General features: G+C 63.9%; 19 protein-coding genes. 5 read left to right on the top strand and 14 right to left on the bottom strand.

The features are described 5' to 3' along the window. Positions 1-6: 6 nt before the first annotated feature. From HUX88_RS21530 to gyrA, 13 genes are all read right to left on the bottom strand, one after another. Positions 7-1,374 (bottom strand): UDP-glucose/GDP-mannose dehydrogenase family protein, encoded by a 1,368-nt coding sequence (locus HUX88_RS21530; RefSeq protein ID WP_117014745.1) that lies wholly within the window; start codon positions 1,372-1,374, stop codon positions 7-9. A gap of 13 nt (positions 1,375-1,387) precedes the next feature. Next, entirely contained in the window at positions 1,388-2,563 is a 1,176-nt protein-coding gene (gene lapB, locus HUX88_RS21525) for a lipopolysaccharide assembly protein LapB (protein ID WP_117014746.1), read from the bottom strand. Between the two features lie 12 nt (positions 2,564-2,575). Continuing rightward, on the bottom strand, positions 2,576-2,878 hold the full coding sequence (locus HUX88_RS21520) for a lipopolysaccharide assembly LapA domain-containing protein (RefSeq protein ID WP_117014747.1): 303 nt from the start codon (positions 2,876-2,878) through the stop codon (positions 2,576-2,578). Between the two features lie 79 nt (positions 2,879-2,957). After that, positions 2,958-3,263: an integration host factor subunit beta gene (locus HUX88_RS21515; RefSeq protein WP_008446215.1), complete on the bottom strand. Its 306-nt coding sequence runs from the start codon at positions 3,261-3,263 to the stop codon at positions 2,958-2,960. A gap of 10 nt (positions 3,264-3,273) precedes the next feature. After that, a complete protein-coding gene (gene rpsA, locus HUX88_RS21510; RefSeq protein ID WP_043479897.1) occupies positions 3,274-4,953 on the bottom strand; it encodes a 30S ribosomal protein S1 in 1,680 nt (559 codons plus the stop codon). A 105-nt stretch (positions 4,954-5,058) separates the two neighbouring features. After that, positions 5,059-5,727: a (d)CMP kinase gene (cmk, locus tag HUX88_RS21505; RefSeq protein WP_117014748.1), complete on the bottom strand. Its 669-nt coding sequence runs from the start codon at positions 5,725-5,727 to the stop codon at positions 5,059-5,061. Between the two features lie 14 nt (positions 5,728-5,741). Then, positions 5,742-7,055, bottom strand: a complete 1,314-nt coding sequence (aroA, locus tag HUX88_RS21500) for a 3-phosphoshikimate 1-carboxyvinyltransferase (protein WP_176363076.1) — start codon at positions 7,053-7,055, stop codon at positions 5,742-5,744. A gap of 14 nt (positions 7,056-7,069) precedes the next feature. Beyond that, the gene (locus HUX88_RS21495; RefSeq protein WP_176363075.1) at positions 7,070-7,996 is read right to left on the bottom strand and encodes a prephenate dehydrogenase/arogenate dehydrogenase family protein; all 927 of its coding nucleotides are present in this window, start codon (positions 7,994-7,996) and stop codon (positions 7,070-7,072) included. After that, a complete protein-coding gene (gene hisC / locus HUX88_RS21490; RefSeq protein WP_176363074.1) occupies positions 7,996-9,105 on the bottom strand; it encodes a histidinol-phosphate transaminase in 1,110 nt (369 codons plus the stop codon). Before hisC ends, HUX88_RS21495 begins: the two co-directional genes overlap by 1 nt. Positions 9,106-9,133: 28 nt before the next feature. After that, positions 9,134-10,207: a prephenate dehydratase gene (gene pheA / locus HUX88_RS21485; protein ID WP_176363073.1), complete on the bottom strand. Its 1,074-nt coding sequence runs from the start codon at positions 10,205-10,207 to the stop codon at positions 9,134-9,136. Between the two features lie 6 nt (positions 10,208-10,213). Beyond that, positions 10,214-11,308: a 3-phosphoserine/phosphohydroxythreonine transaminase gene (serC, locus tag HUX88_RS21480; protein ID WP_176363072.1), complete on the bottom strand. Its 1,095-nt coding sequence runs from the start codon at positions 11,306-11,308 to the stop codon at positions 10,214-10,216. A 10-nt stretch (positions 11,309-11,318) separates the two neighbouring features. Then, positions 11,319-11,858 carry a DUF2059 domain-containing protein gene (locus HUX88_RS21475; protein WP_176363071.1) on the bottom strand — a complete coding sequence of 180 codons (540 nt, stop codon included), beginning with the start codon at positions 11,856-11,858 and terminating at the stop codon, positions 11,319-11,321. Positions 11,859-11,980: 122 nt separating this feature from the next. Continuing rightward, positions 11,981-14,626, bottom strand: coding sequence for a DNA gyrase subunit A (gyrA, locus tag HUX88_RS21470; RefSeq protein WP_176363070.1), 2,646 nt, complete (start codon positions 14,624-14,626; stop codon positions 11,981-11,983). A gap of 446 nt (positions 14,627-15,072) precedes the next feature. On the opposite strand from gyrA, the gene ompA reads away from it, so the two are divergent. The 5 genes from ompA (at position 15,073) to HUX88_RS21445 (ending at position 19,773) form a co-directional block, all read left to right on the top strand. After that, positions 15,073-15,786, top strand: a complete 714-nt coding sequence (gene ompA, locus HUX88_RS21465) for an outer membrane protein OmpA (RefSeq protein ID WP_117014755.1) — start codon at positions 15,073-15,075, stop codon at positions 15,784-15,786. A gap of 100 nt (positions 15,787-15,886) precedes the next feature. Continuing rightward, entirely contained in the window at positions 15,887-16,582 is a 696-nt protein-coding gene (gene ubiG, locus HUX88_RS21460; protein WP_117014756.1) for a bifunctional 2-polyprenyl-6-hydroxyphenol methylase/3-demethylubiquinol 3-O-methyltransferase UbiG, read from the top strand. A gap of 9 nt (positions 16,583-16,591) precedes the next feature. After that, positions 16,592-17,284, top strand: coding sequence for an HAD-IA family hydrolase (locus HUX88_RS21455; protein ID WP_117014757.1), 693 nt, complete (start codon positions 16,592-16,594; stop codon positions 17,282-17,284). Positions 17,285-17,502: 218 nt separating this feature from the next. Continuing rightward, entirely contained in the window at positions 17,503-18,510 is a 1,008-nt protein-coding gene (locus HUX88_RS21450; RefSeq protein ID WP_176363069.1) for a hypothetical protein, read from the top strand. A gap of 153 nt (positions 18,511-18,663) precedes the next feature. Further along, a complete protein-coding gene (locus HUX88_RS21445) occupies positions 18,664-19,773 on the top strand; it encodes a hypothetical protein (protein WP_176363068.1) in 1,110 nt (369 codons plus the stop codon). On the opposite strand, the gene HUX88_RS21440 is transcribed toward HUX88_RS21445, so the two are convergent. Continuing rightward, positions 19,770-21,041, bottom strand: coding sequence for an O-acetylhomoserine aminocarboxypropyltransferase/cysteine synthase family protein (locus tag HUX88_RS21440; protein ID WP_117014760.1), 1,272 nt, complete (start codon positions 21,039-21,041; stop codon positions 19,770-19,772). The genes HUX88_RS21445 and HUX88_RS21440 overlap by 4 nt on opposite strands. Between the last annotated feature and the right edge of the window lie 150 nt (positions 21,042-21,191).

Here is a 21,191-nt window from a genome sequence, read left to right as displayed (position 1 = left end):
ACCTCGTTAAACGCGGGTCAGGATGGAACGGCCGATGCCGTGGTATTCAAAGCCCGCCTCGGCCATGACTTCCGGCTCGAACAGGTTGCGGCCGTCGAAGATGATGGCCTGCTTCAGCGACGACTTGATGCGGTCGAAGTCCGGGCTGCGGAAGGCCTTCCATTCGGTGACGATCACCAGCGCCTCGGCGGCGGCCAGCGCGTCCATCGGGCTGGTGGCGAAGCGGATGCGCGCCATCTCTTCGGCGTTCAGGTCCAGCGCCAGCACGCGCTTGGCTTCCGTCATCGCGACCGGGTCGTACACCGCCACGGTGGCGCCGCCGTCCAGCAGCTGCTTGATCAGCACGCGGGCCGGCGCTTCGCGCATGTCGTCGGTGTTCGGCTTGAAGGCCAGGCCCCAGATGGCGAAGTGCTTGCCGCGCAGATCCTCGCCGAAGCGCTTGACCACCTTCTGGCCCAGCACCAGCTTCTGCTTGTCGTTGACCGCCTCCACCGCGCGCAGGATCAGCAGGTCCTGGTCGTACTGGCGCGCCGTGCGTTCCAGCGCCTGCACGTCTTTCGGGAAGCAGGAACCGCCGTAGCCGGCGCCGGCGTACAGGAAGCTGTGGCCGATGCGCGGATCGGAGCCGATGCCGTGGCGCACAGCCTCGATGTCGGCGCCCACCTGGTCGGCCAGGTTGGCCAGCTCGTTCATGAACGAGATGCGGGTGGCCAGCATGGCGTTGGCCGCGTACTTGGTGAACTCGGCCGAGCGCACGTCCATCCAGAAGGTGCGTTCGTGGTTGCGGTTGAACGGCGTGTACAGCTTCTTCATCAGGCCGTGGGCCTTCTCGCCCTCCGGCGTGCCGTCGTAGCCGATGACGATGCGGTCCGGACGCATGAAGTCCTCCACCGCCGCGCCCTCTTTGAGGAACTCGGGATTGGACACCACCGAGAACTTGGAGGCGTCGCCGCGTGCGGCCAGCTCGGCCTGCACGGCGGCCTTGACGCGGTCGGCCGTGCCGACCGGCACGGTGGACTTGTCGACGATGACCTTGAACTCGGTCATGTGCTTGCCGATGTTCCTGGCGGCGGCCAGCACGTATTGCAAATCGGCCGAGCCGTCCTCGTCCGGCGGCGTGCCGACCGCGATGAACTGCAGGCAGCCGTGCGCGACCGAGGCGGCGACGTCGGTGGAGAATTGCAGGCGGCCGGCCGCGCGGTTGCGCGCGACGATTTCCTCCAGGCCCGGCTCGTGGATCGGGATGCCGCCGTTGTTGAGCAGGTCGATTTTCTTCTGGTCGACGTCGAGGCAGAAAACGTCGTTGCCCAGCTCGGCGAGGCAAGCGCCGGTGACGAGGCCGACATAGCCGGTGCCGATGATGGTGATTTTCATGTTGGTGCTCTTCTTAGTTCATGACGTTGAGTTCTTCGGTGCGGCGCGGCGGGTAGGTCTCCCAGCGGCTGCATCCCGGGCACTGCCAGTAGAACTGGCGCGCCTTGAAACCACAGTGGCTGCACTGATAGCGCGCCAGCTTTTGCGTATAACCGTGGACCAGGTTCTTGACCATGGACAGTTCCGGCACCAGACTGGCCGGCGCATCCATCAGGCGCGCCTCCAGCAGCTTGTCCAGGCCCAGCAGGGTCGGCGTGCGGCGCAGCTCGTTGCTCACCAGCTGCTTGGCGGCGTCCACGCCGTCCAGCTCCAGCACCGCCTTGTAGACCACCTCGATCAGGTCGATCGACGAGGCCTGCTCCAGGTAGGACTTGAGCAGGTTCACGCCTTCCTGCGGACGCCCCACCTTGCGGTAGGCGTCCATCATGCGCTGCGCCACCAGCGCCGTGTGCGGCACGCTGATCTGCTCCACGCGGCGCCATGTCAGCAGCGCGCCCTCGACATCGCCCTGCGCCAGCTGGGCGTCGCCGCTCAGCATGGTGGCGCGCACGTTGACGCGGTCCGCGTGCAGCGACTTGTCCAGCAGCGGCAGCGCCTCCTCGGGATGCATGTGCACCAGCGCGTCCTGCGCCAGCTCGCAGTAGAACTGCGCGATTTCCTTCTGGCGCGCACCGGCGCCCGATTCCTGCAGGCCGATCGCCGCCTCGATCGCGCGCGGCCACTCCTTCTCGCGCTGGAAGATCTCCAGCAGCGCGCGGCGCGCCGGCACGGCGTACTGGCCGCTGACCATGGCGGTGAAGGTCTCCTCGGCGCGGTCCAGCAGGCCGGCCTTCAGGTAGTCCATGCCCAGCTCGTACTGCGCGTGTTCCTTCTGCTCCTGCGGCAGGTCCGGGCGCGACAGCAGGTTCTGGTGCACGCGGATGGCGCGCTCGGTCTCGCCGCGGCGGCGGAACAGGTTCCCCAGCGCGAAGTGCATGTCGGCCGTTTCGGTGTCCATGCGGACGATTTCAATGAAGGCGTCGATGGCCTTGTCCGGCTGCTCGTTGAGCAGGAAGTTCAGGCCCTTGAAGTAGGCGCGCGGCAGCGTGCGCGATTCCGACACCAGTTGACGTATGTCGACGCGCGCGGCGACCCAGCCCAGTCCGAAGAAGACCGGGATCCCCAATAACCACCAGAGTTCGAATTCCATGCTTTATGTTTTTTATTGTGTGTTGACGCTGTCCGGCTGCGGCTGGGCGTTGGCCTGCAGCGCGCTCGACTGCAGCGTGGTGATGGTGGTTTTATGCTTGTTGGTCTCGCGGCGGTGGCGGAACACGGTGGGCGTCAGCGCCAGCACGCCCAGGAAGGCGCCGGCCACGAAGAAGCCCAGCAGCATCAGGACCAATGGTCCGTGCAGGTCATAGTGCAGGAAGAAATGCAGATCGACTTCCTGCGTGTTCTTCAGGGCAAAGCCAAAAAACAGGACGAAAAGAACGAATCCAATAATCGTGGATATGAATTTCATTAGCCAGGTTTCCTGTTCAGTAATTCTAAAAAAAAGCGGCATCCGTAGACGCCGCTTTTATTTTAACTCATCAGACGCTTTAGTCCTCGATGATCGGTTGCCCGACCATCGCGTCGACCCGCTCGCGCAATTGCTTGCCCGGCTTGAAATGCGGCACCCGTTTCTCGGGCACCATCACTTTGTCGCCCGACTTCGGATTACGTCCGATGCGCGGTGGCCGGCTGTTCAGAGCAAAGCTGCCAAAACCGCGGATCTCGATGCGCTGACCGGTCGCCAGGGCGTTGGTCATCGCATCCAGAATGGTCTTGACGGCATACTCCGCATCTTTGGCCACCAGCTGAGAGTAACGCTCAGCCAGGCGGTTGATCAACTCGGACTTAGTCATCGACTAGTTCTTAGTTCTTGTTATCGAACTTGGCTTTCAACAGCGCGCCCAGGCTGGTGGTGCCCGAAGCTGCGTTGTTGTCGGTCGCGGCCATCTTCTGCATGGCTTCTGCAGTTTCGGCGCTGTCTTTAGCTTTGATCGACAGTTGGATCGAACGTGCTTTGCGGTCGATGTTGATCACCAGAGCCTCGACGGAATCGCCGACTTTCAGGTGGGTGCCAGCATCTTCCACGCGGTCACGCGAGATTTCCGACGCGCGCAGGTAGCCTTCGACTTCTTCGGACAGTTGGATCACGGCGCCTTTAGGCTCAACCGATTTCACGGTGCCGGTAACCAGCGCGCCCTTGTCGTTCATGGCTGCGAAGTTGTTGAATGGGTCGCCTTCCAGTTGCTTGACGCCCAGGGAAACGCGCTCGCGCTCAACGTCGATGGCCAGAACGATGGCCTCCAGTTCGTCACCTTTCTTGAAGCGACGCACGGCTTCTTCGCCGGTTTCGGTCCAGGACAGGTCGGACAGGTGCACCAGGCCGTCGATGTTGCCGGCCAGGCCGATGAACACGCCGAAGTCGGTGATCGACTTGATCGCGCCACGGACTTTATCGCCCTTCTTGTGGGTCACGCCGAAGTCATCCCATGGGTTCGCTTTGCACTGCTTCATGCCCAGCGAAATACGGCGACGCTCTTCGTCGATTTCCAGAACCATGACTTCAACTTCGTCGCCCAGCTGGACAACTTTGTTTGGAGCGACGTTCTTGTTGGTCCAGTCCATTTCCGAAACGTGGACCAGGCCTTCGATGCCTTGTTCAACTTCAACGAACGCGCCGTAGTCGGTCAGGTTGGTGACTTTACCGAACAGACGGGTGCCTTGTGGGTAACGACGGGACAGACCGGTCCAAGGATCGTCGCCCAGTTGCTTCACGCCCAGGGACACACGGTTTTTCTCTTGATCGTACTTCAGGACCTTGGCGGTGATTTCCTGGCCAACGGTCAGCACTTCCGATGGGTGACGCACACGACGCCATGCCAGGTCGGTGATGTGCAGCAGGCCGTCGATACCGCCCAGATCCACGAACGCGCCGTAGTCGGTGATGTTCTTGACGACGCCGGTAACCACGGTGCCTTCTTTCAGGGTTTCCATCAGTTTCTGACGCTCTTCGCCCATCGAAGCTTCGATGACGGCGCGGCGGGACAGAACGACGTTGTTACGCTTGCGGTCCAGCTTGATCACTTTGAATTCGAGGGTCTTGCCTTCGAATGGGGTGGTGTCCTTGACTGGACGGGTGTCGACCAGCGAGCCCGGCAGGAAGGCGCGGATGCCGTTGGTCAGAACGGTCAGGCCGCCCTTGACTTTGCCGTTGACGGTACCGACAACGATTTCGCCCGATTCCATGGCTTTTTCCAGTGCCAGCCACGAAGCCAGACGCTTGGCCTTGTCGCGCGACAGGATGGTGTCGCCGAAACCGTTTTCGAGCGATTCGATCGCCACGGAAACGAAGTCGCCTACTTTGACTTCCAGTTCGCCGTGGTCGTTCTTGAATTCTTCAACTGGGATGAATGCTTCCGATTTCAGGCCGGCGTTGACGATCACGAAATTGTGATCCAGACGAACGACTTCAGCCGAGATCACTTCGCCCGAACGCATGTCTTGACGCGACAGGGATTCTTCGAAGAGGGCTGCAAAACTTTCCATATTAGACATTGTAACTTCCAGGTTACCAACAAGGCTCGCGATATGCGACTTCAGTTGGGTTAGGGTTGATAAACGCCACGGCCATCAGAGCGACCGCGACACCAGCTATTTACCGATGGCCGCATACCACTGCAACACCTGGGCGACCGCTTCGTCAGCGGTCATATTCGAGGTGTCGAGCACATGCGCCCCCTCTGCGGGGACCAGCGGCGCGATGGTCCGGTTCGTATCCCGGTCGTCCCGCGCCTGCAAATCCATCAGTAGGTCTTCCATATTAGCAGAAATTCCTTTGCCAATCAATTGCTTATAGCGGCGTTCCGCGCGCGCCGCCACACTGGCGGTCAAAAACACCTTCAGCGCGGCGTTCGGGAAGATCACCGAGCCCATGTCGCGCCCGTCCGCCACCACGCCCGGCGCCTTGCGGAAGCCCAGCTGCAGCCCCAGCAGCGCGTGGCGCACGGCGTGGAATGTTGCTATTTTTGAAGCGGTATTGCCCACCTCCTCCGCACGGATGGCCTCGGTGACGTTTTCGTGCGACAGGATGATGTCGCCGCCCTGGAAGCTGCACTGCAGGTGCTCGGCCAGCTTGGCCAGGGCGTGCTCGTCGTTCAGATCGGTGCCGCGGCGCAGCGCCGAGAGCGCGGTCAAACGGTACAGGGCGCCAGAATCCAGGTAGTGGAAGCCGAGCTTATCGGCGACGCGGTGCGCGACGGTGCCCTTGCCGGATGCGGTGGGGCCGTCGATGGTGATGACTGGAATTGGGGAAGTGGCCATTTGATTTAGATTGTTTATTTTGCTATCGCCGCGAAGGCGGCGAAATACTCGGGGAAGGTCTTGCCCACGCACTTGGGATCGTTGATCCGCATGACGTTGCCCTTGCGGGCGGCGCCGTCCAGCGACACCAGCGAGAAGCACATCGCCATGCGGTGGTCGTCGTAGGTGTCGATGGTGGCCGGCGTGATGACGGCCGGCGGCGTGACCTTGATGTAGTCGGGGCCCTCCTCCACGGTGGCGCCGACCTTGCGCAGCTCGGTCGCCATGGCGGCGATGCGGTCGGTCTCCTTGACGCGCCAGCTGGCGATGTTGCGCAGCGTGCTGGTGCCGTCGGCGTACAGCGCGGCGATGGCGATGGTCATGGCGGCGTCGGGGATGTGGTTGAAGTCGGCGTCGATGGCTTTCAGCACGCCGTTCGACTTGGCCTCGATCCAGTTGTCGCCCATGGTGATCTGCACGCCCATCTGCTCCAGCGCGGCGGCGAAGCGCACGTCGCCCTGGATGCTGTCCTTGCCCACGCCCTCGACCCGCACCGGGCCGCCGGCGATCGCGCCGGCCGCCAGGAAGTAGGACGCCGACGAGGCGTCGCCCTCGACGTGGATGGTGCCGGGCGACTGGTACACCTGGCCGGGCTGGATGGTGAACGACTCCCAGCCGTTCTGCTCCACCGTCACGCCGAAGCGGCGGATCAGGTTGAGCGTGATTTCGATGTAGGGCTTGGAGATCAGCTCACCGATCACGTCGATGCTGATCGCGTGTTCGCGCGCCATCAGCGGCGCCACCATCAGCAGCGCGGTCAGGAACTGGCTCGAGACGTCGCCGCGCACCGACAGCCGCTGCGCGTGGATCTTGCCCTGCTTGATGTGCAGCGGCGGGAAGCCGGGGTTTCCGGTGTATTCGACGTTGGTGCCGGCGGCGTTCAGGGCGTCGACCAGGTCGCCGATCGGACGCTCGTGCATGCGCGGCACGCCGTGCAGCGTGTAGTCGCCGCCGATCACGGCCAGCGCGGCGGTCAGCGGACGGATCGCGGTGCCGGCGTTGCCCATGAAGAGGTCGGCCGATTTGTTCGGCAGCACGCCGGCCACGCCCTTGACGTGGTGGATGGTGCCGGTGGCGGTCTTCTCCTCGGTCCACTGCACGCCGAGCGAGCGCAGGGCGGCCAGCATCACGGCGGTGTCGTCCGAGGCCAGCAGGTCGACGATGTCGACGTCGCCCTGCGACAGGGCCGACAACAGCAGGATGCGGTTGGAGATGGATTTCGAGCCCGGCAGGCGCACCGCGCCCTGCACGTGGGCGACCGTTTGCAGGTCGATATATTCGTGGGTCATGCTGGTTTCCTGAATTAGTCTGCTTTGTCTTGCGACGGCGGCACCTCGGCCGCCTCGATCGCTGTAATCCACTGGTGGCGGGCGCGCTGGGCGTTGGCGTACACGCTCTCCAGCCCTGCCCCGTCACCGGCGGCGAGACGGGCACGCAGGCCCGCTAATTGTGCCAGATAGGCATCAAGCTCCGTCAACAATGCCGACTGGTTGGCCAGGCTGATGTCGCGCCACATTTCGGGCGACGACCCCGCGATCCTTGTGAAATCGCGGAAGCCGCTGGCCGCATACTGAAACAGTAAATCCGCATGCGGTTTGTTCGCGATGTCGTCCACCAGCGCATAGGCCAGCAAATGCGGCAAATGGCTCACGGCGGCAAACACCTTGTCATGTTCTTGCGGCGTCAAACGGTGGATGATCGCATCGCAGGCGCGCCACGCGGCGGCCACACGCTCGACATCCTGCGCCGAATTCTCATCCAGCGCCGTCAGCACCACCTTCTTGCCGACGTACAGATCGTCGATCGCCGCCTCGGGACCATTGGTCTCGCGGCCGGCGATCGGATGGCCCGGCACGAACTGGGCGATCTTGCCGCCCAACGCGCGCCGCGCCGAAGCCACCACGTCGGACTTGGTGCTGCCCGCGTCGGTGACCACGGTGCCCGGCTGCAGATGCGGCGCCATCGCCGCCAGGATCGCCTCGGTCTGCGCCACCGGCGCGGCCAGCAGCACCAGGTCGGCGCCTTGCAGCGCCTCGGCCATCGTGCAGCCGCCGCCACCCGCGTCGGCCACGCCGATCACGTCGATGATGCCCAGCTCCCGCGCGCGCTGGAGCGAGGCCGCCGAACGGCCCATGCCGACCACGCTGCCGACGGCGCCGGCCTTCTTCAGCGACCGCGCAAACGATCCGCCGATCAGGCCCACGCCAAAGATGACGACCTTGTTCAGCATTACTCCGCCAAGGCCTTGGTCAGCGCCGCGATCAGCACCGCGTTCTCCTGCGGCAGGCCGATGGAGATGCGCAGCCATTCCGGCAGGCCGTAGTTGCCGACCGGGCGCACGATCACACCCTGCTTCAGCAACGCCAGGTTGACGCGCGCGCCGGCGCCGGCATCGTCGCCGACCTTGACCAGCACGAAGTTGCCATACGACGGCACGTACTGCAGGCCCAGTTTATCGAAGGCCTCGGTGAACTGCTGGTAGCCGGCGGTGTTGTTGACGGCGCTCTGCTTCAGGAACTCCTTGTCGTTCAGCGCCGCGATGGCCGCCGCCTGCGCCAGCGAGTTGACGTTGAACGGTTGACGGATGCGGTTCATCAAATCGGTCAGCGCCGGCTGGGCGATGCCGAAGCCCACGCGCAGGCCGGCCAGGCCGTACGCCTTGGAGAAGGTGCGCGAGACCAGCAGGTTGGGATACTTCTTGACCCACTCGGCCGATTCGAACTGGTTTTCCTCGGCCAGGAATTCGTTGTAGGCCTCGTCCAGCACCACCACCACGCCAGCCGGCACCTTGTCCAGGAAGGCCTGGATCTCGGCGGCCGGGATGAAGGTGCCGGTCGGGTTGTTCGGGTTGGCGATGAAGACCAGGCGAGTGTCCTCCTCGATCGCCGCCAGCATGGCCGGCAGATCGTGGCCGTGGTCCTTGGCCGGCACCACGATGTGGCGCGCACCCACGCCCTGCGTCGCCAGCGCGTACACGGCGAACGAGTACTGCGAGTACACCACCGACTGGCCGCGCTCGACGAAGGCGTGGGCGGCGATTTCCAGGATGTCGTTGCTGCCGTTGCCCAGCGTGATCCACTCGGCCGGCACGCCATAGCGCGTGGACAGCGCGCCCTTCAGATCGAAACCATTGGCGTCCGGGTAGCGGCCCAATTCAGCGGCGGCGGCGTTCATCGCCTGCACCGCCGATGCCGGCACGCCGAACGGATTCTCGTTCGACGCCAGCTTGACGATGGCCTCTTCATCGAGGCCGAATTCGCGCGCGACTTCAGCAATCGGTTTGCCCGCCTGGTAAGGAGCGATAGCGCGGACGTATTCGGGGCCGTAATTCTTGGACATGGTCTCTCTCAGATTCTCGTTAAAAAAATTAGTTCAGGCTGACCGGGTAGGAACCCAGCACCTTGAAGAAGGCCGCGTTGTTCTGCAGCTCTTCCAGCGCCTTGGCCACGCCTTCGTCCTGCACATGGCCTTCGACGTCGACGTAGAAGTAGTATTCCCACGTGCCGGTGCGGGCCGGGCGCGATTCGAAGCGCGTCATCGACACATTGTGCCGCGCCAGCGATCCAAGCAGGCGGTAGATGGAACCCGCCTTGTGCGGCGCGGCCAGCGCCAGCGAGGTGCGGTCCTGGCCGGAGCGGCCGGCCTGCAACTGGCCGATCACGGCGAAGCGCGTGCGGTTGTGCGGATCGTCCTGGATGTTGGCCTTGACCGTGCCCAGGCCGTAGCGCACGCCGGCGCGTTCGCCGGCGATGGCGGCGATGGTGTGGTCGTCGCGCGCCATGCGGGCCGCTTCGGCGTTGGACGAGACGGCGCGGCGCTCGATGTCCGGGTAGTTGTTGTTCAACCAGATCTGGCACTGCGCCAGCGCCTGCGCGTGGGCGCAGATAGCGGTGACGCCATCCATGTTGCCGGCGCCGCTCAGCAGGCTGTGACGCACCGCCAGCGACACCTCGCCGCTGATCGACAGCGAGGTATGCAGCAGCAGGTCCAGCGTGCGACCGATGGCGCCCTCGGTCGAGTTCTCGACCGGCACCACGCCGAATTCGGCGGTGCCGGCCTCGGTGGCGCGGAACACCTCGTCGATCGACGAGCAAGGCAGCACGTCGACGGCGGTGCCGAACTGCTGGTACGCGGCCTGCTCGGTGTAGGTGCCGGCCGGGCCGAGGAAGGCGATGGTCACGCGCTTCTCCAGCGAGCGGCAGGCGGACATGATCTCGCGCCAGATGGTTTGCAGCTCGACGTCGCCCATCGGGCCGGGATTGCGCTCGGCCACGCCGCGCAGCACCTGCGCCTCGCGCTCGGGACGGAATACCGGGGCGTTGGTTTCGGCCTTGACGTGGCCGACCTGCTGCGCCACTTTGGCGCGCTGGTTCAACAGGTCGAGGATCTGGGCATCGATGGCGTCGATCTGCTCGCGCAAGGGTGTCAGTTTGTCAGTCATGATGGGTTATTTTCCGGTGCGGCCTGCGAATTCGTTCAAGTAGTCCACAAGCGCCTGCACGCCCTCGATGGGCATGGCGTTGTAGATCGATGCGCGCATGCCGCCGACGGACTTGTGGCCCTTCAGTTGCAGCAGGCCGCGCGCCTTGGCGCCGGCCAGGAATGCCTCATTCTGACTCTCGTCCCTCAGGTAGAAAGGAACGTTCATGCGCGAGCGGTTTTGTTTCGCCACGCGGGTCTGGTAAAAATCGTCGGCGTCGAGCGCCGCGTACAGCAGTTCGGCCTTGGCGATGGCGCGCTTCTCCATCTCGGCCACGCCGCCCTGCTTCTTCAGCCACTGGAACACCAGGCCGGCGATGTAGATGCCGTAGGTGGGCGGCGTGTTGTACATCGACTCGTTGTCGGCCACCAGCTTGAAGTCGAACGCCGACGGGCAGGCCGGCAGCGCCTTGCCCAGCAAGTCTTCGCGGACGATGACGATGGTCACGCCGGCCGGGCCGATGTTCTTCTGCGCGCCGGCGAAAATCAGGCCGTATTTCGACACGTCGATGCGGCGCGACAGGATGTGCGAGGACATGTCGGCCACCAGCAGCACGCCGTCCTGCGGCGCCGGCACGCCGGCGTCGAAGTCGAACTCGATGCCGTCGATGGTCTCGTTGGTGCACATGTGCAGGTAGGCCGCGCCGGGCGTGAGCTTCCACTCCGACTGCGGCGGCACTTGCGTCGTCGACGAGGCGGCGATATTCACGTTGGCGTACTTGGCGGCTTCCTTGATGGATTTGCCCGACCACGAACCGGTGTGGATGAAATCGATGGTCGCTGGCTGCGGCTTGTGGCCGACGAGGTTCAGCGGCACCAGGGCGTTCTGCGACAGTCCGCCGCCCTGCATGAACAAGATCTTGTAGTTGTCCGGTACTACCAGCAGCTCGCGCAGGTCGCGCTCGGCCGCCTTGTAAATCGAAATAAACTCCGGTCCGCGGTGGCTCATCTCCATGACGGACATGCCGCTGCCATGCCAGTCCAGCATCTCGGCAGCGGCTTGCGCCAGCACTTCCTTCGGCAACACGGCGGGGCCGGCCGAAAAGTTATAGATATGAGTCACGTTGCGGTCCTTATTTTGCGTTTTGTTTTTCCTGGAGCTTCTGCATCACCGGGCCGACGCGGCGCGCGGCGATCTGCTGGCCGATCTGCATGGCTTCAGCCATCAGCTTGGGCATGGTGGCCAGCATCTTGGCGCCGATCGGCGTGCGGTAGAAGGCGGTGATCTGTTTCAGTTCGTCGGCGCTGTAGGTGCGCGCGTACAGCGGCACGGTTTCGGTCATGATTTCTTCGATCATGCCCGGGTCGGTGATCACGCCTTGCAGCGTGGAGACGACGGCCGGCAATTCGGCCTCCATCTTCGCCATTTCGGCCGCCTTCTGTTCGGGCGTGGTCTTCGGATTGCCCTTGATGGCGGCTTCGGCGCCGGCGCGCATGGACTGGCCGATATTCAGCGACATCTGCTGCATGATGCCAGTCATCATGGTGCGGTAGCTCATCGCCTCGAACAGCTCGCGCGCGGCAGCGGTGGACGCGGCGTCGGCCTGGGCGAATGCCGGCGCGGCGCCGGCCAGGGCAAATGCGGCTACGATGCTGATTACGATCTTTTTCATGTACGCCTCTAAGAATTTTTCGGAATAAAAAAGCGGGACCAGTCTTATTGTCGCATTTATCCGCGCAATAAACCTGACCCCGCTCTCCCCGGACCTGGGTCCGGGGCGGTGTGTGCTACAACTTACTCAGCTTGAGCTTCGTCTGGCTTGGCATCAGGACCCGGTTCCAGCTCGACTTCGTCGATGTCCGTCTCCACCACGCGCTGCAGGCCGGACAGCTTGGTGCCGTCTTCGACCGCGATCAGGGTCACGCCCTGGGTGGCGCGGCCCATCTCGCGGATCTCGGACACGCGGGTGCGGATCAAGACGCCGCCGGTGGTGATCAGCATGATCTCGTCGGTCGAATCGACCAGCGTCGCCGCCACCACCTTGCCGTTGCGCTCGGAGGTCTGGATCGCGATCATGCCCTTGGTGCCGCGGCCGTGGCGCGTGTACTCGACGATCGGCGTACGCTTGCCGAAGCCGTTCTCGGTGGCCGTGAGCACCGACTGCTGCTCGTTTTCCGCCACCAGCAGCGCGATCACGCGCTGGCCTTCGTCCAGGTTCATGCCGCGCACGCCGCGGGCGTTGCGGCCCATCGGACGCACGTCGTTCTCGTCGAAACGCACCGCCTTGCCGGCGTCGGAGAACAGCATCACGTCGTGCTGGCCGTCGGTCAGCGCGGCGCCGATCAGGAAGTCGCCCTCGTCCAGGTCGACCGCGATGATGCCGGCCTTGCGTGGATTGCTGAAGTCCTTCAGCGGCGTCTTCTTCACGGTGCCCAGGCTGGTCGACATGAACACGTAGTGGTCCTCGGGGAAGGTGCGGTTCTCGCCCGACAGCGGCAGGATAACCGTGATCTTCTCGTTGTCCGCCAGCGGGAACATGTTGACGATCGGCTTGCCGCGCGAGTTGCGCGAGCCTTGCGGCACTTCCCACACCTTGAGCCAGTACATGCGGCCGCGGTTGGAGAAGCACAGGATGTAGTCGTGCGTGTTGGCGATGAACAGCTGGTCGATCCAGTCTTCCTCTTTGGTCGCCATGGCCTGCTTGCCGCGTCCGCCGCGCTTCTGCGCGCGGTACTCGGAGATCGGCTGCGCCTTCATGTAGCCGGTGTGCGACAGGGTCACCACCATGTCCTGCGGCGTGATCAGGTCCTCGGTGCCCAGGTCGGTCGCGTTGTGCTCGATGTTGGAGCGGCGCGGATCCTTCTGCGGGTCGCCGAATTCGTTGACCACGTGGGTCATCTCGTCGGTGATGATGGTGGTCACGCGTTCCGGCTTGGCCAGGATGTCCAGCAGGTCGGCGATTTCGGCCATCACGTCTTTGTACTCGTTGACGATCTTGTCCTGTTCCAGGCCGGTCAGGCGCTGCAGGCGCATCTGCAGGATTTCCTGCGCCTGGTCGTCGGACAGCTTGTACATGCCGTCGGCCTGCATGCCGTAGTGCTTCGGCAGGTGCTCGGGACGGAAGGCGTCGATGCCGCCGGCGGTGGTGCCGTCGCCGGTACGGGCCAGCATCTCGCGCACCAGCGACGAATCCCAGGAGCGGTCCATCAGGCCGGTCTTGGCGACCGGCGGCGTCGGCGCCGCCTTGATGATGGCGATGAAGTCGTCGATGTTGGCCAGCGCCACGGCCAGGCCTTCCAGCACGTGGCCGCGCTCGCGCGCCTTGCGCAGCTCGAACACGGTGCGGCGCGTGACCACTTCGCGGCGGTGCGACAGGAAACAGCTCAGCATTTCCTTCAGGTTCAGCAGGCGCGGCTGGCCGTCGACCAGGGCCACCATGTTCATGCCGAAGGTGTCTTGCAGCTGGGTTTGCTTGTACAGGTTGTTCAGCACCACTTCCGGCACTTCGCCGCGCTTCAGTTCGATGACCACGCGCATGCCCGACTTGTCGGACTCGTCGCGGATGTCGGAAATGCCTTCGAGCTTCTTGTCGCGCACGTTCTCGGCGATGCGTTCCAGCAGCGATTTCTTGTTGACCTGGTACGGCAGCTCGTCGACGATGATGGCGGTGCGGCCGCCGTCCTTGCCGTATTCCTCGTAGTGGGTCTTGGCGCGCATCACCACGCGGCCGCGGCCGGTGCGGTAGCCGTCGCGCACGCCCGACACGCCGTAGATCGTGCCGCCGGTCGGGAAGTCCGGCGCCGGGATCAGTTCGATCAGCTCGTCGATCGTGCACTGCGGATTGCGCAGCACGTGCAGCGCGCCGGCGATCACTTCATGCAGGTTGTGCGGCGGGATGTTGGTCGCCATGCCGACCGCGATGCCCGACGAGCCGTTGATCAGCAGGTTGGGGATGCGGGTCGGCAGGACCGTCGGTTCTTTTTCCTTGCCGTCGTAGTTCGGCTGGAAGTCGACGGTTTCCTTGTCGATGTCGGCCAGCAGTTCGGCGGAGATCTTGTCCAGGCGGCACTCGGTGTAACGCATCGCCGCCGCGCCGTCGCCGTCGACCGAGCCGAAGTTGCCCTGGCCGTCGACCAGCATGTAGCGCAGCGAGAAGTCCTGCGCCATGCGGACCAGCGTGTCGTAGATCGACGCGTCGCCGTGCGGGTGGTACTTACCCATCGTCTCGCCCACCACACGGGCGCATTTGACGTAAGGGCGGTTCCACACGTTGTTCATTTCGTGCATCGCGAACAGAACCCGGCGGTGCACCGGCTTGAGGCCGTCTCGGACGTCAGGCAAGGCGCGGCCCACGATCACGCTCATGGCGTAATCGAGGTAGCTCTTGCGCATCTCTTCTTCGAGGGAAATAGGGATTGTTTCTTTTGCGAATTGATCCATTGGCGGGTCGACTGATCTTTGACTGTGGTTTATTAAGCAATGTATGCCGCACGTACTGCATTTCTAGCGCCTCTCCATACGGACAGGCAAGCGTGCGATTTTAGCATGCGCGCACAGCAACCAGCACAATTCCGGCGCGCCGCCCGCCATTGCTGGGGCCCGCCGGTCAGGCGCACGTTGTAACGCCATGTAATAGTCATGACACATTACTCAATTATTATCGATAATCACGTTGCAACAAAACAACATTTTGGTCGGAATCAAAAAGGACTCGTGTCACGCCCTTTTCACGCCCAAAGATCGCTTGTGGCAAAATGGATTAGAAGTTAATTGCTCGTTTCGCAATCGGGAGACAGGCGCGCCGTACCCTCGTGGTAGAATTCGCCCCACGTATTACTACGTCGCGCAGTTTTTCTGCGGATATCACCCCCGAAAGGAAGAAAAATATGAAAAAACTGATTTCGATGCTGGCCGTATCGGCTGCATTCGCTGGCTCGGCTATTGCACAAACCGCGCCTACCGCTCCTCCGTATGCGCCTGTCACCCAGGACATCAAGGCGGCAACCCCTAAGAGCGCTTATGTGCAAGACGCGCGCGGCGTGATCGCCCGTGACCCGTTCGGCCTGTGCTGGCGCACCGGCTACTGGACCCCGGCCGATGCCGTTCCAGGTTGCGACGCGCCACTGTGCGTTGAGCCAGAGAAACTGGTTGACGGCAAATGCGTCGCTCCGGCAGCGCCTATGGCACCGGCTCCAGTAGCCCCTGCCCCGGCACCGGCACCTAAGCCAGTCGTACCAGTGCCAACCGCACAAAAAGTCAGCTTCGCAGCCGACGCGTTCTTCGACTTCGACAAAGCCGTTCTGAAACCAGAAGGCAAGGCGAAACTGGACGACGTGACCTCGAAACTGGGTTCGATCAACCTGGAAGTCATCATCGCCGTCGGCCACACCGACTCCGTTGGTAGCGATGAATACAACCAGAAGCTGTCGGTACGCCGCGCTGAAGCCGTCAAAGCCTACATCATCTCCAAAGGCGTTGAAGCCAACCGCGTGTACACCGAAGGCAAAGGCGAGAAACAGCCAGTTGCAGACAACAAAACTGCAGAAGGCCGCGCCAAGAACCGTCGCGTAGAAATCGAAGTAGTCGGCACCAGCAAGTAATTGCTCGTTCGGCAGCTCGAAACCCCGCTCCGGCGGGGTTTTTTTACGTCTCCTGCTTTAGAATAGCGGGATTAGTCCTTTAGAGCTCAGAGCTGAACCGATGAACGCCGATCCATTAGAACTGCAAAAATTCTCCGACCTAGCCCATCGCTGGTGGGATCCGACCTCCGAGTTTCGTCCGCTGCACGAGATCAACCCGCTGCGCCTGGAGTGGATCAACGCGCGCGCGCCGCTGGCCGGCAAGAAGGTGATCGACATCGGCTGCGGCGGCGGCATCCTGAGCGAATCGATGGCGCGCAAGGGCGCCACCGTGACCGGCATCGACCTGTCGGAAAAAGCGCTGAAGGTGGCCGACCTGCACAGCCTGGAGTCGGGCGTGGCGGTGCGCTACAAGCTGATCGCCGCCGAGGAAATGGCGGCCCAGGAGCCGGGCCAGTTCGACGTCGTCACCTGCATGGAAATGCTGGAGCACGTGCCGGACCCGAGCGCCATCGTGCGCGCCGCCGCCACGCTGGTCAAGCCGGGCGGCCATGTGTTCTTCTCCACGCTCAACCGCAACCCCAAGGCCTACCTGTTCGCCATCCTGGGCGCCGAGTACCTGCTGCGCATGCTGCCCAAGGGCACCCACGACTACGACAAATTCATCACACCGGCCGAGCTGGCGCAATACGTGCGCAGCGCCGGCCTCGACGTGCAGGGCTTCAAGGGCATGGGCTACAACCCGCTGACCAAGATCTATTCCCTGAACGAAGACACCAGCGTCAACTACCTGGTCGCCACCACCCGTCCGCTGTAAAGACTCTTTATGACCCAGATCAATCCTCCGCGCGCCATCCTGTTCGACCTCGACGGCACGCTGGCCGACACCGCCCCCGACCTGGCGGCCGCCGTCAACCTGCTGCGCACCGAACGCGGCCTGGAACCGACCGCCTACGAGCTGCTGCGCCCGACCGCCTCGGCCGGCGCGCGCGGCATGATCGGCGCGGCCTTCGGCCTGAAGCCGGAGGACGAGGGCTTCATCCCGCTGCGCGACGGTTTCTTCGCCAACTACCAGGCGGCCATGGCGGTGCACAGCTCGCTGTTCCCCGGCATCGCCGAGCTGCTGGCCGGCATCGAGCAGGCCGGGCTGCAATGGGGCGTCGTCACCAACAAGCCGGCGCGCTTCACCGATCCGCTGCTGCCGCAGATCGGCCTGGGTCATGCGGCCTGCGTGGTCTCGGGCGACACCACGCCCCACGCCAAGCCGCACCCGGCGCCGCTGTTCGAGGCGGCCGCCCGCCTCGGCCTGGCGCCTGAGCAGTGCTGGTACGTGGGCGACGACCTGCGCGACATCCAGGCCGGCAAGGCGGCCGCCATGCCGACCATCGCCTGCGGCTGGGGTTACTGCGGCCCGGTCGAACCGCTGAGCTGGCAGGCCGACTATCTGTTTGATAGTCCTTCGCAACTATTGGTATTACTGCAAGAAACATTGTCCGGCAGATCCGAATTGGCCGCCTGAAATTAGCGATTTTGCATTTGATAACGCTAACTGTTGTATAGACGACCCAATGAAAACGCTACCATTTGAGCGAGCGCACTAAACGGTTGTTCAAGCAGTTTAACTACGTATAATCGGCCTCCGACTGCGTAGTATTACTTATTTCCTGCAAGCCACAAACTCGCTGAACGGGAAGGGAGACAGTCACCACTATCTCAACTTTCCTTTTCAGGGGTTTTATGACTTTTCCTGAGCTGGCTGCCCCGACTTCGCAGCCCTACTCCGAGCAATCCGGGCCGGGCGCGCCGCAAAGCTGGACGGTCGGCGTGGCCAACGCCAAATACCACTGGTACGACCTGGTGGCGGGCTTCCCGCCGGCGCCGGACATCCGCGATCCGATCGGCCGCTACCAGCGCCGCATGCAGTTCGAGCTGGAGGCGGCGTCGGCCCAGCGCCATCTGTTCTTCGCGGTGATCCGCCCGCGCGTGCGCTTCGACATCAAGGGCGCGGTGCAGTGGGGCTTCTTCTCGCTCAAGCTGACGCTGCCGCTGCTGATGGGCGCGGACGAGGCCAGGGAGAGCATCACCATCGAGCTCAAGGTGCCGTTCGCGGCCACCATGAAAAAGCCGACCGTGACGCTGACGCCGAACTTCGTCACCCTGAACTGGGGCGGCCTGATCGAGGCGTTCTCGGTCCACGACATCCTGCAAACCCACGCCCACGCGCTGAAGATCCCGAGCAAGGTGGTGTATGTCGGCCAGACCCGCGACGACGACGCGCGCCTGGGCAAGGGCCGCCTGCCGGCGCTGCAAAGGCTGCACGCGCAGCACAGCGAGCATTTCGACACCCTGCTGCTGGTGCAGCAACTGGAGATCCAGGTCAGCTGCGCCGACGGCGATCCGGCCGACGCCGCGCACAACGCCGATCCGGTGGCGGCCGACGCGCTGCAGGAGACGCGCATGGAACTGATCGAGGCGGCGCTGGTCAGCTACTTCGAGGGCGCCTCCGCGCGCAGCCGCACCGCCGAGCAGCGCACGCTGCGCGCCGCCCGCCTGGCCGCGCTGCAGGCCCAGCACAACCTGACGCAGTACACCATCGACCTGCATTACGAGGACGCCGGCCGCTACAACTACCTGTGCTCCGAACACGTGGCCAGCGCCCGCCAGCACCTGCTGAGCTGCTTCATCGCCGACGGCCAGGCCATGGTCGCCGCCATGCCGCCGCCGGCAAAACCCGGCAAAACCTGAGGTGCGCCCGTTTGGCGGCCGCCACGTGCGTGCCGGCCGCCGTGGTGTTACATTGCGTGAAGATTGCGACTGCTATAGACTTGCCAGATGGAAATGTTCCAGGAAGCAGACTATACTGTGGAAAATACTTACATCGATCCAGGAGCGCAGGCCATGACGAGCGATTTAATCGCTGAGGACGACTATCCAGATCCGTCGCTGGATGAGTTGGGCGTAGGCGCCTTGTTCGCCGAAGCGCCGGAGCCGTTCCACGACCTGCTGGCCGCGCCGGCCGAGCAGATCGACGAGTTGCTGCCGCTGATGCCGCAACGTACCACCGCGCCCCAGACCTGGGTGGTGACGGTGGCCGACGCCAAATTCCACTGGTACGACCTGGTGGCCGGCTTCCCGGAAATCCCCGACATCCGCGACCCGGTCGGGCGCCATCTGCGCCGCATGCAGTTCGACCTGGAGGCGACGATGGAGAAACGGCTGATCTATTTCGCCGTCAACCGTCCGCGCGTGCGCTTCGACCCGTCGCGCAGCACCAGCTGGGGCTTCTTCTCGCTCAAGCTGACGGTGCCCATCCTGGTGGGCGCCGAGGGCAAGCGCGACAGCATCACCATCGAGCTCGAAGTGCCGTTCGCGGCCACGCTGAAAAAACCCAGCGTGGTGGTCACCGACCGCTTCATCACGCTCAACTGGGGCGGCTTGATCGAGGCGCTGTCGATCCACGACGTGCTGCAGCAATACGAGAATACGCTGACCTTCCAGAGCAAGGTGCAGTATGTCGGCCAGACCAGGGACCCGCTCGGCCGCCTGGCCCGCGCGCGCCTGCCGGCGGTGCAGCGGGTCCACCAGAACAACAGCGAGGACAACGACATGCTGCTGCTGATCCAGCGCATGAACGTGGAAGTGATGTCCGACGACGGCGACCCGGCCGAACTGCCGGCCAACGACAATCCGGTGGCGGCCGACGTGCTGCTGAAGGACCGCATCGACGCCGTCGAATGCGCGCTGATACGCTACTTCGAAGGCCCGCAGATGCACGGCCGCAGCGACAAGGAAGCCGACATCCGCAAGCAGCGCGTGCGCCAGATCAAGGAGATCAACAACCTGGAGAGCTTCCGCATCGACCTGCGGCTGGAAAATCCGGGCAAATACCATGACCTGTTTTCCGCCCACGCGGGCGTGTCGCGCAGCCACATCATCGACTGCACCATCGCCGACGATGGCGAGGTGCTGGTCACCCGCGTGCCGGACAAGGTCAAGGCCAAGTCCTAGACCGCGGCCAGCGCCTGTTCCAGGTCGGCCAGCAGATCGTCGCTGTGCTCGATGCCGATCGACAGCCGCACGGTGTCGACCGTCACGCCGGCCTTGGCCAGCTCCTCCTCGTTGAGCTGGCGGTGCGTGGTGGACGCCGGATGGCAGGCCAGCGACTTGGCGTCGCCGATGTTGACCAGGCGCGTGAACAATTTCAGCGCATCCTGGAAGCGCGCCCCGCCCTGCACCCCGCCCTCGACACCGAAGGTCAGCACGCCGGACGGCCGTCCACCCAGGTACTTCTTCGCCAGCGCGTGATCGCGGTGATCCTCCAGCCCCGCGTAGTTGACCCACTTGACCTTGGCGTGCCCGCTGAGGAACTGCGCCACCTTGCGCGCGTTCTCGGTGATGCGCTCCATGCGCAGCGCCAGCGTCTCTATCCCCTGCAGTATCAGGAAGGCGTTGAACGGCGAGATCGCCGCGCCGGTGTTGCGCAGCGGGACCACGCGCGCGCGGCCGATGTAGGCCGCCGCCCCCAGCGCCTCGGTGTAGACCACGCCGTGGTAGGACACGTCCGGCTCGTTGAGGCGCTTGAAGCGCTCTTTGTGCTCCGCCCACGGGAACTTGCCGGAATCGACGATGGCGCCGCCGATCGAATTGCCATGGCCGCCCAGGTACTTGGTCAGCGAATGCACGACGATGTCGGCGCCGTGCTCGATGGGGCGCAGCAGGTAGGGCGTGGCGACGGTGTTGTCGACGATCAGCGGCACGCCATGCTGGTGGGCGACGGCGGCGATGGCCTCGATGTCGGTGATGTTGCCGAGCGGGTTGCCGATCGACTCGATGAACACGGCCTTGGTGCGCTCGTCGATCAGCGCCGCGAACGAGGACGGGTCGCGGGCGTCGGCGAAGCGGGTGGTGATGCCGAACTGCGGCAGCGTGTGGGCGAACAGGTTGTAGGTGCCGCCGTACAGCGTGGAGGCCGAGACGATGTTGTCGCCCGCCTCGGCGATGGTCTGGATCGCGTAGGTCACGGCGGCCTGGCCCGAGGCCAGCGCCAGCGCCGCCACCCCGCCCTCCAGCGCGGCCACGCGCTGCTCCAGCACGTCCTGGGTCGGGTTCATGATGCGGGTGTAGATGTTGCCGGGTACCTTGAGGTCGAACAGGTCGGCGCCGTGCTGGGTGTCGTCGAAGGCATAGGCGACGGTCTGGTAGATCGGCACCGCCACCGCGCGCGTGGTGGGGTCGGGTTGATAGCCGCCGTGGACGGCGATGGTTTCCAGCTTCATGGGGTCTCCCGGTTAGCATTGCAAAATGAGCATCTTGCAGGATAGGAGGAGCGGGTCGCGCACGCAAGGAATTTAATCGCACTAGCTTATGCAAAATGTCACAGAATAGGCGGCTGGCGCGTCTATACCTGAGGACCACTATATTTACTT

Source organism: Duganella sp. BJB1802, assembly GCF_013369445.1.
In the GTDB taxonomy this organism is placed as follows: Bacteria; Pseudomonadota; Gammaproteobacteria; order Burkholderiales; family Burkholderiaceae_D; genus Rugamonas; species Rugamonas vulcania_A.
The sequence above is the reverse complement of the archived record's forward strand: the minus strand, read 5'-3'. Positions and strand labels throughout refer to the sequence as shown.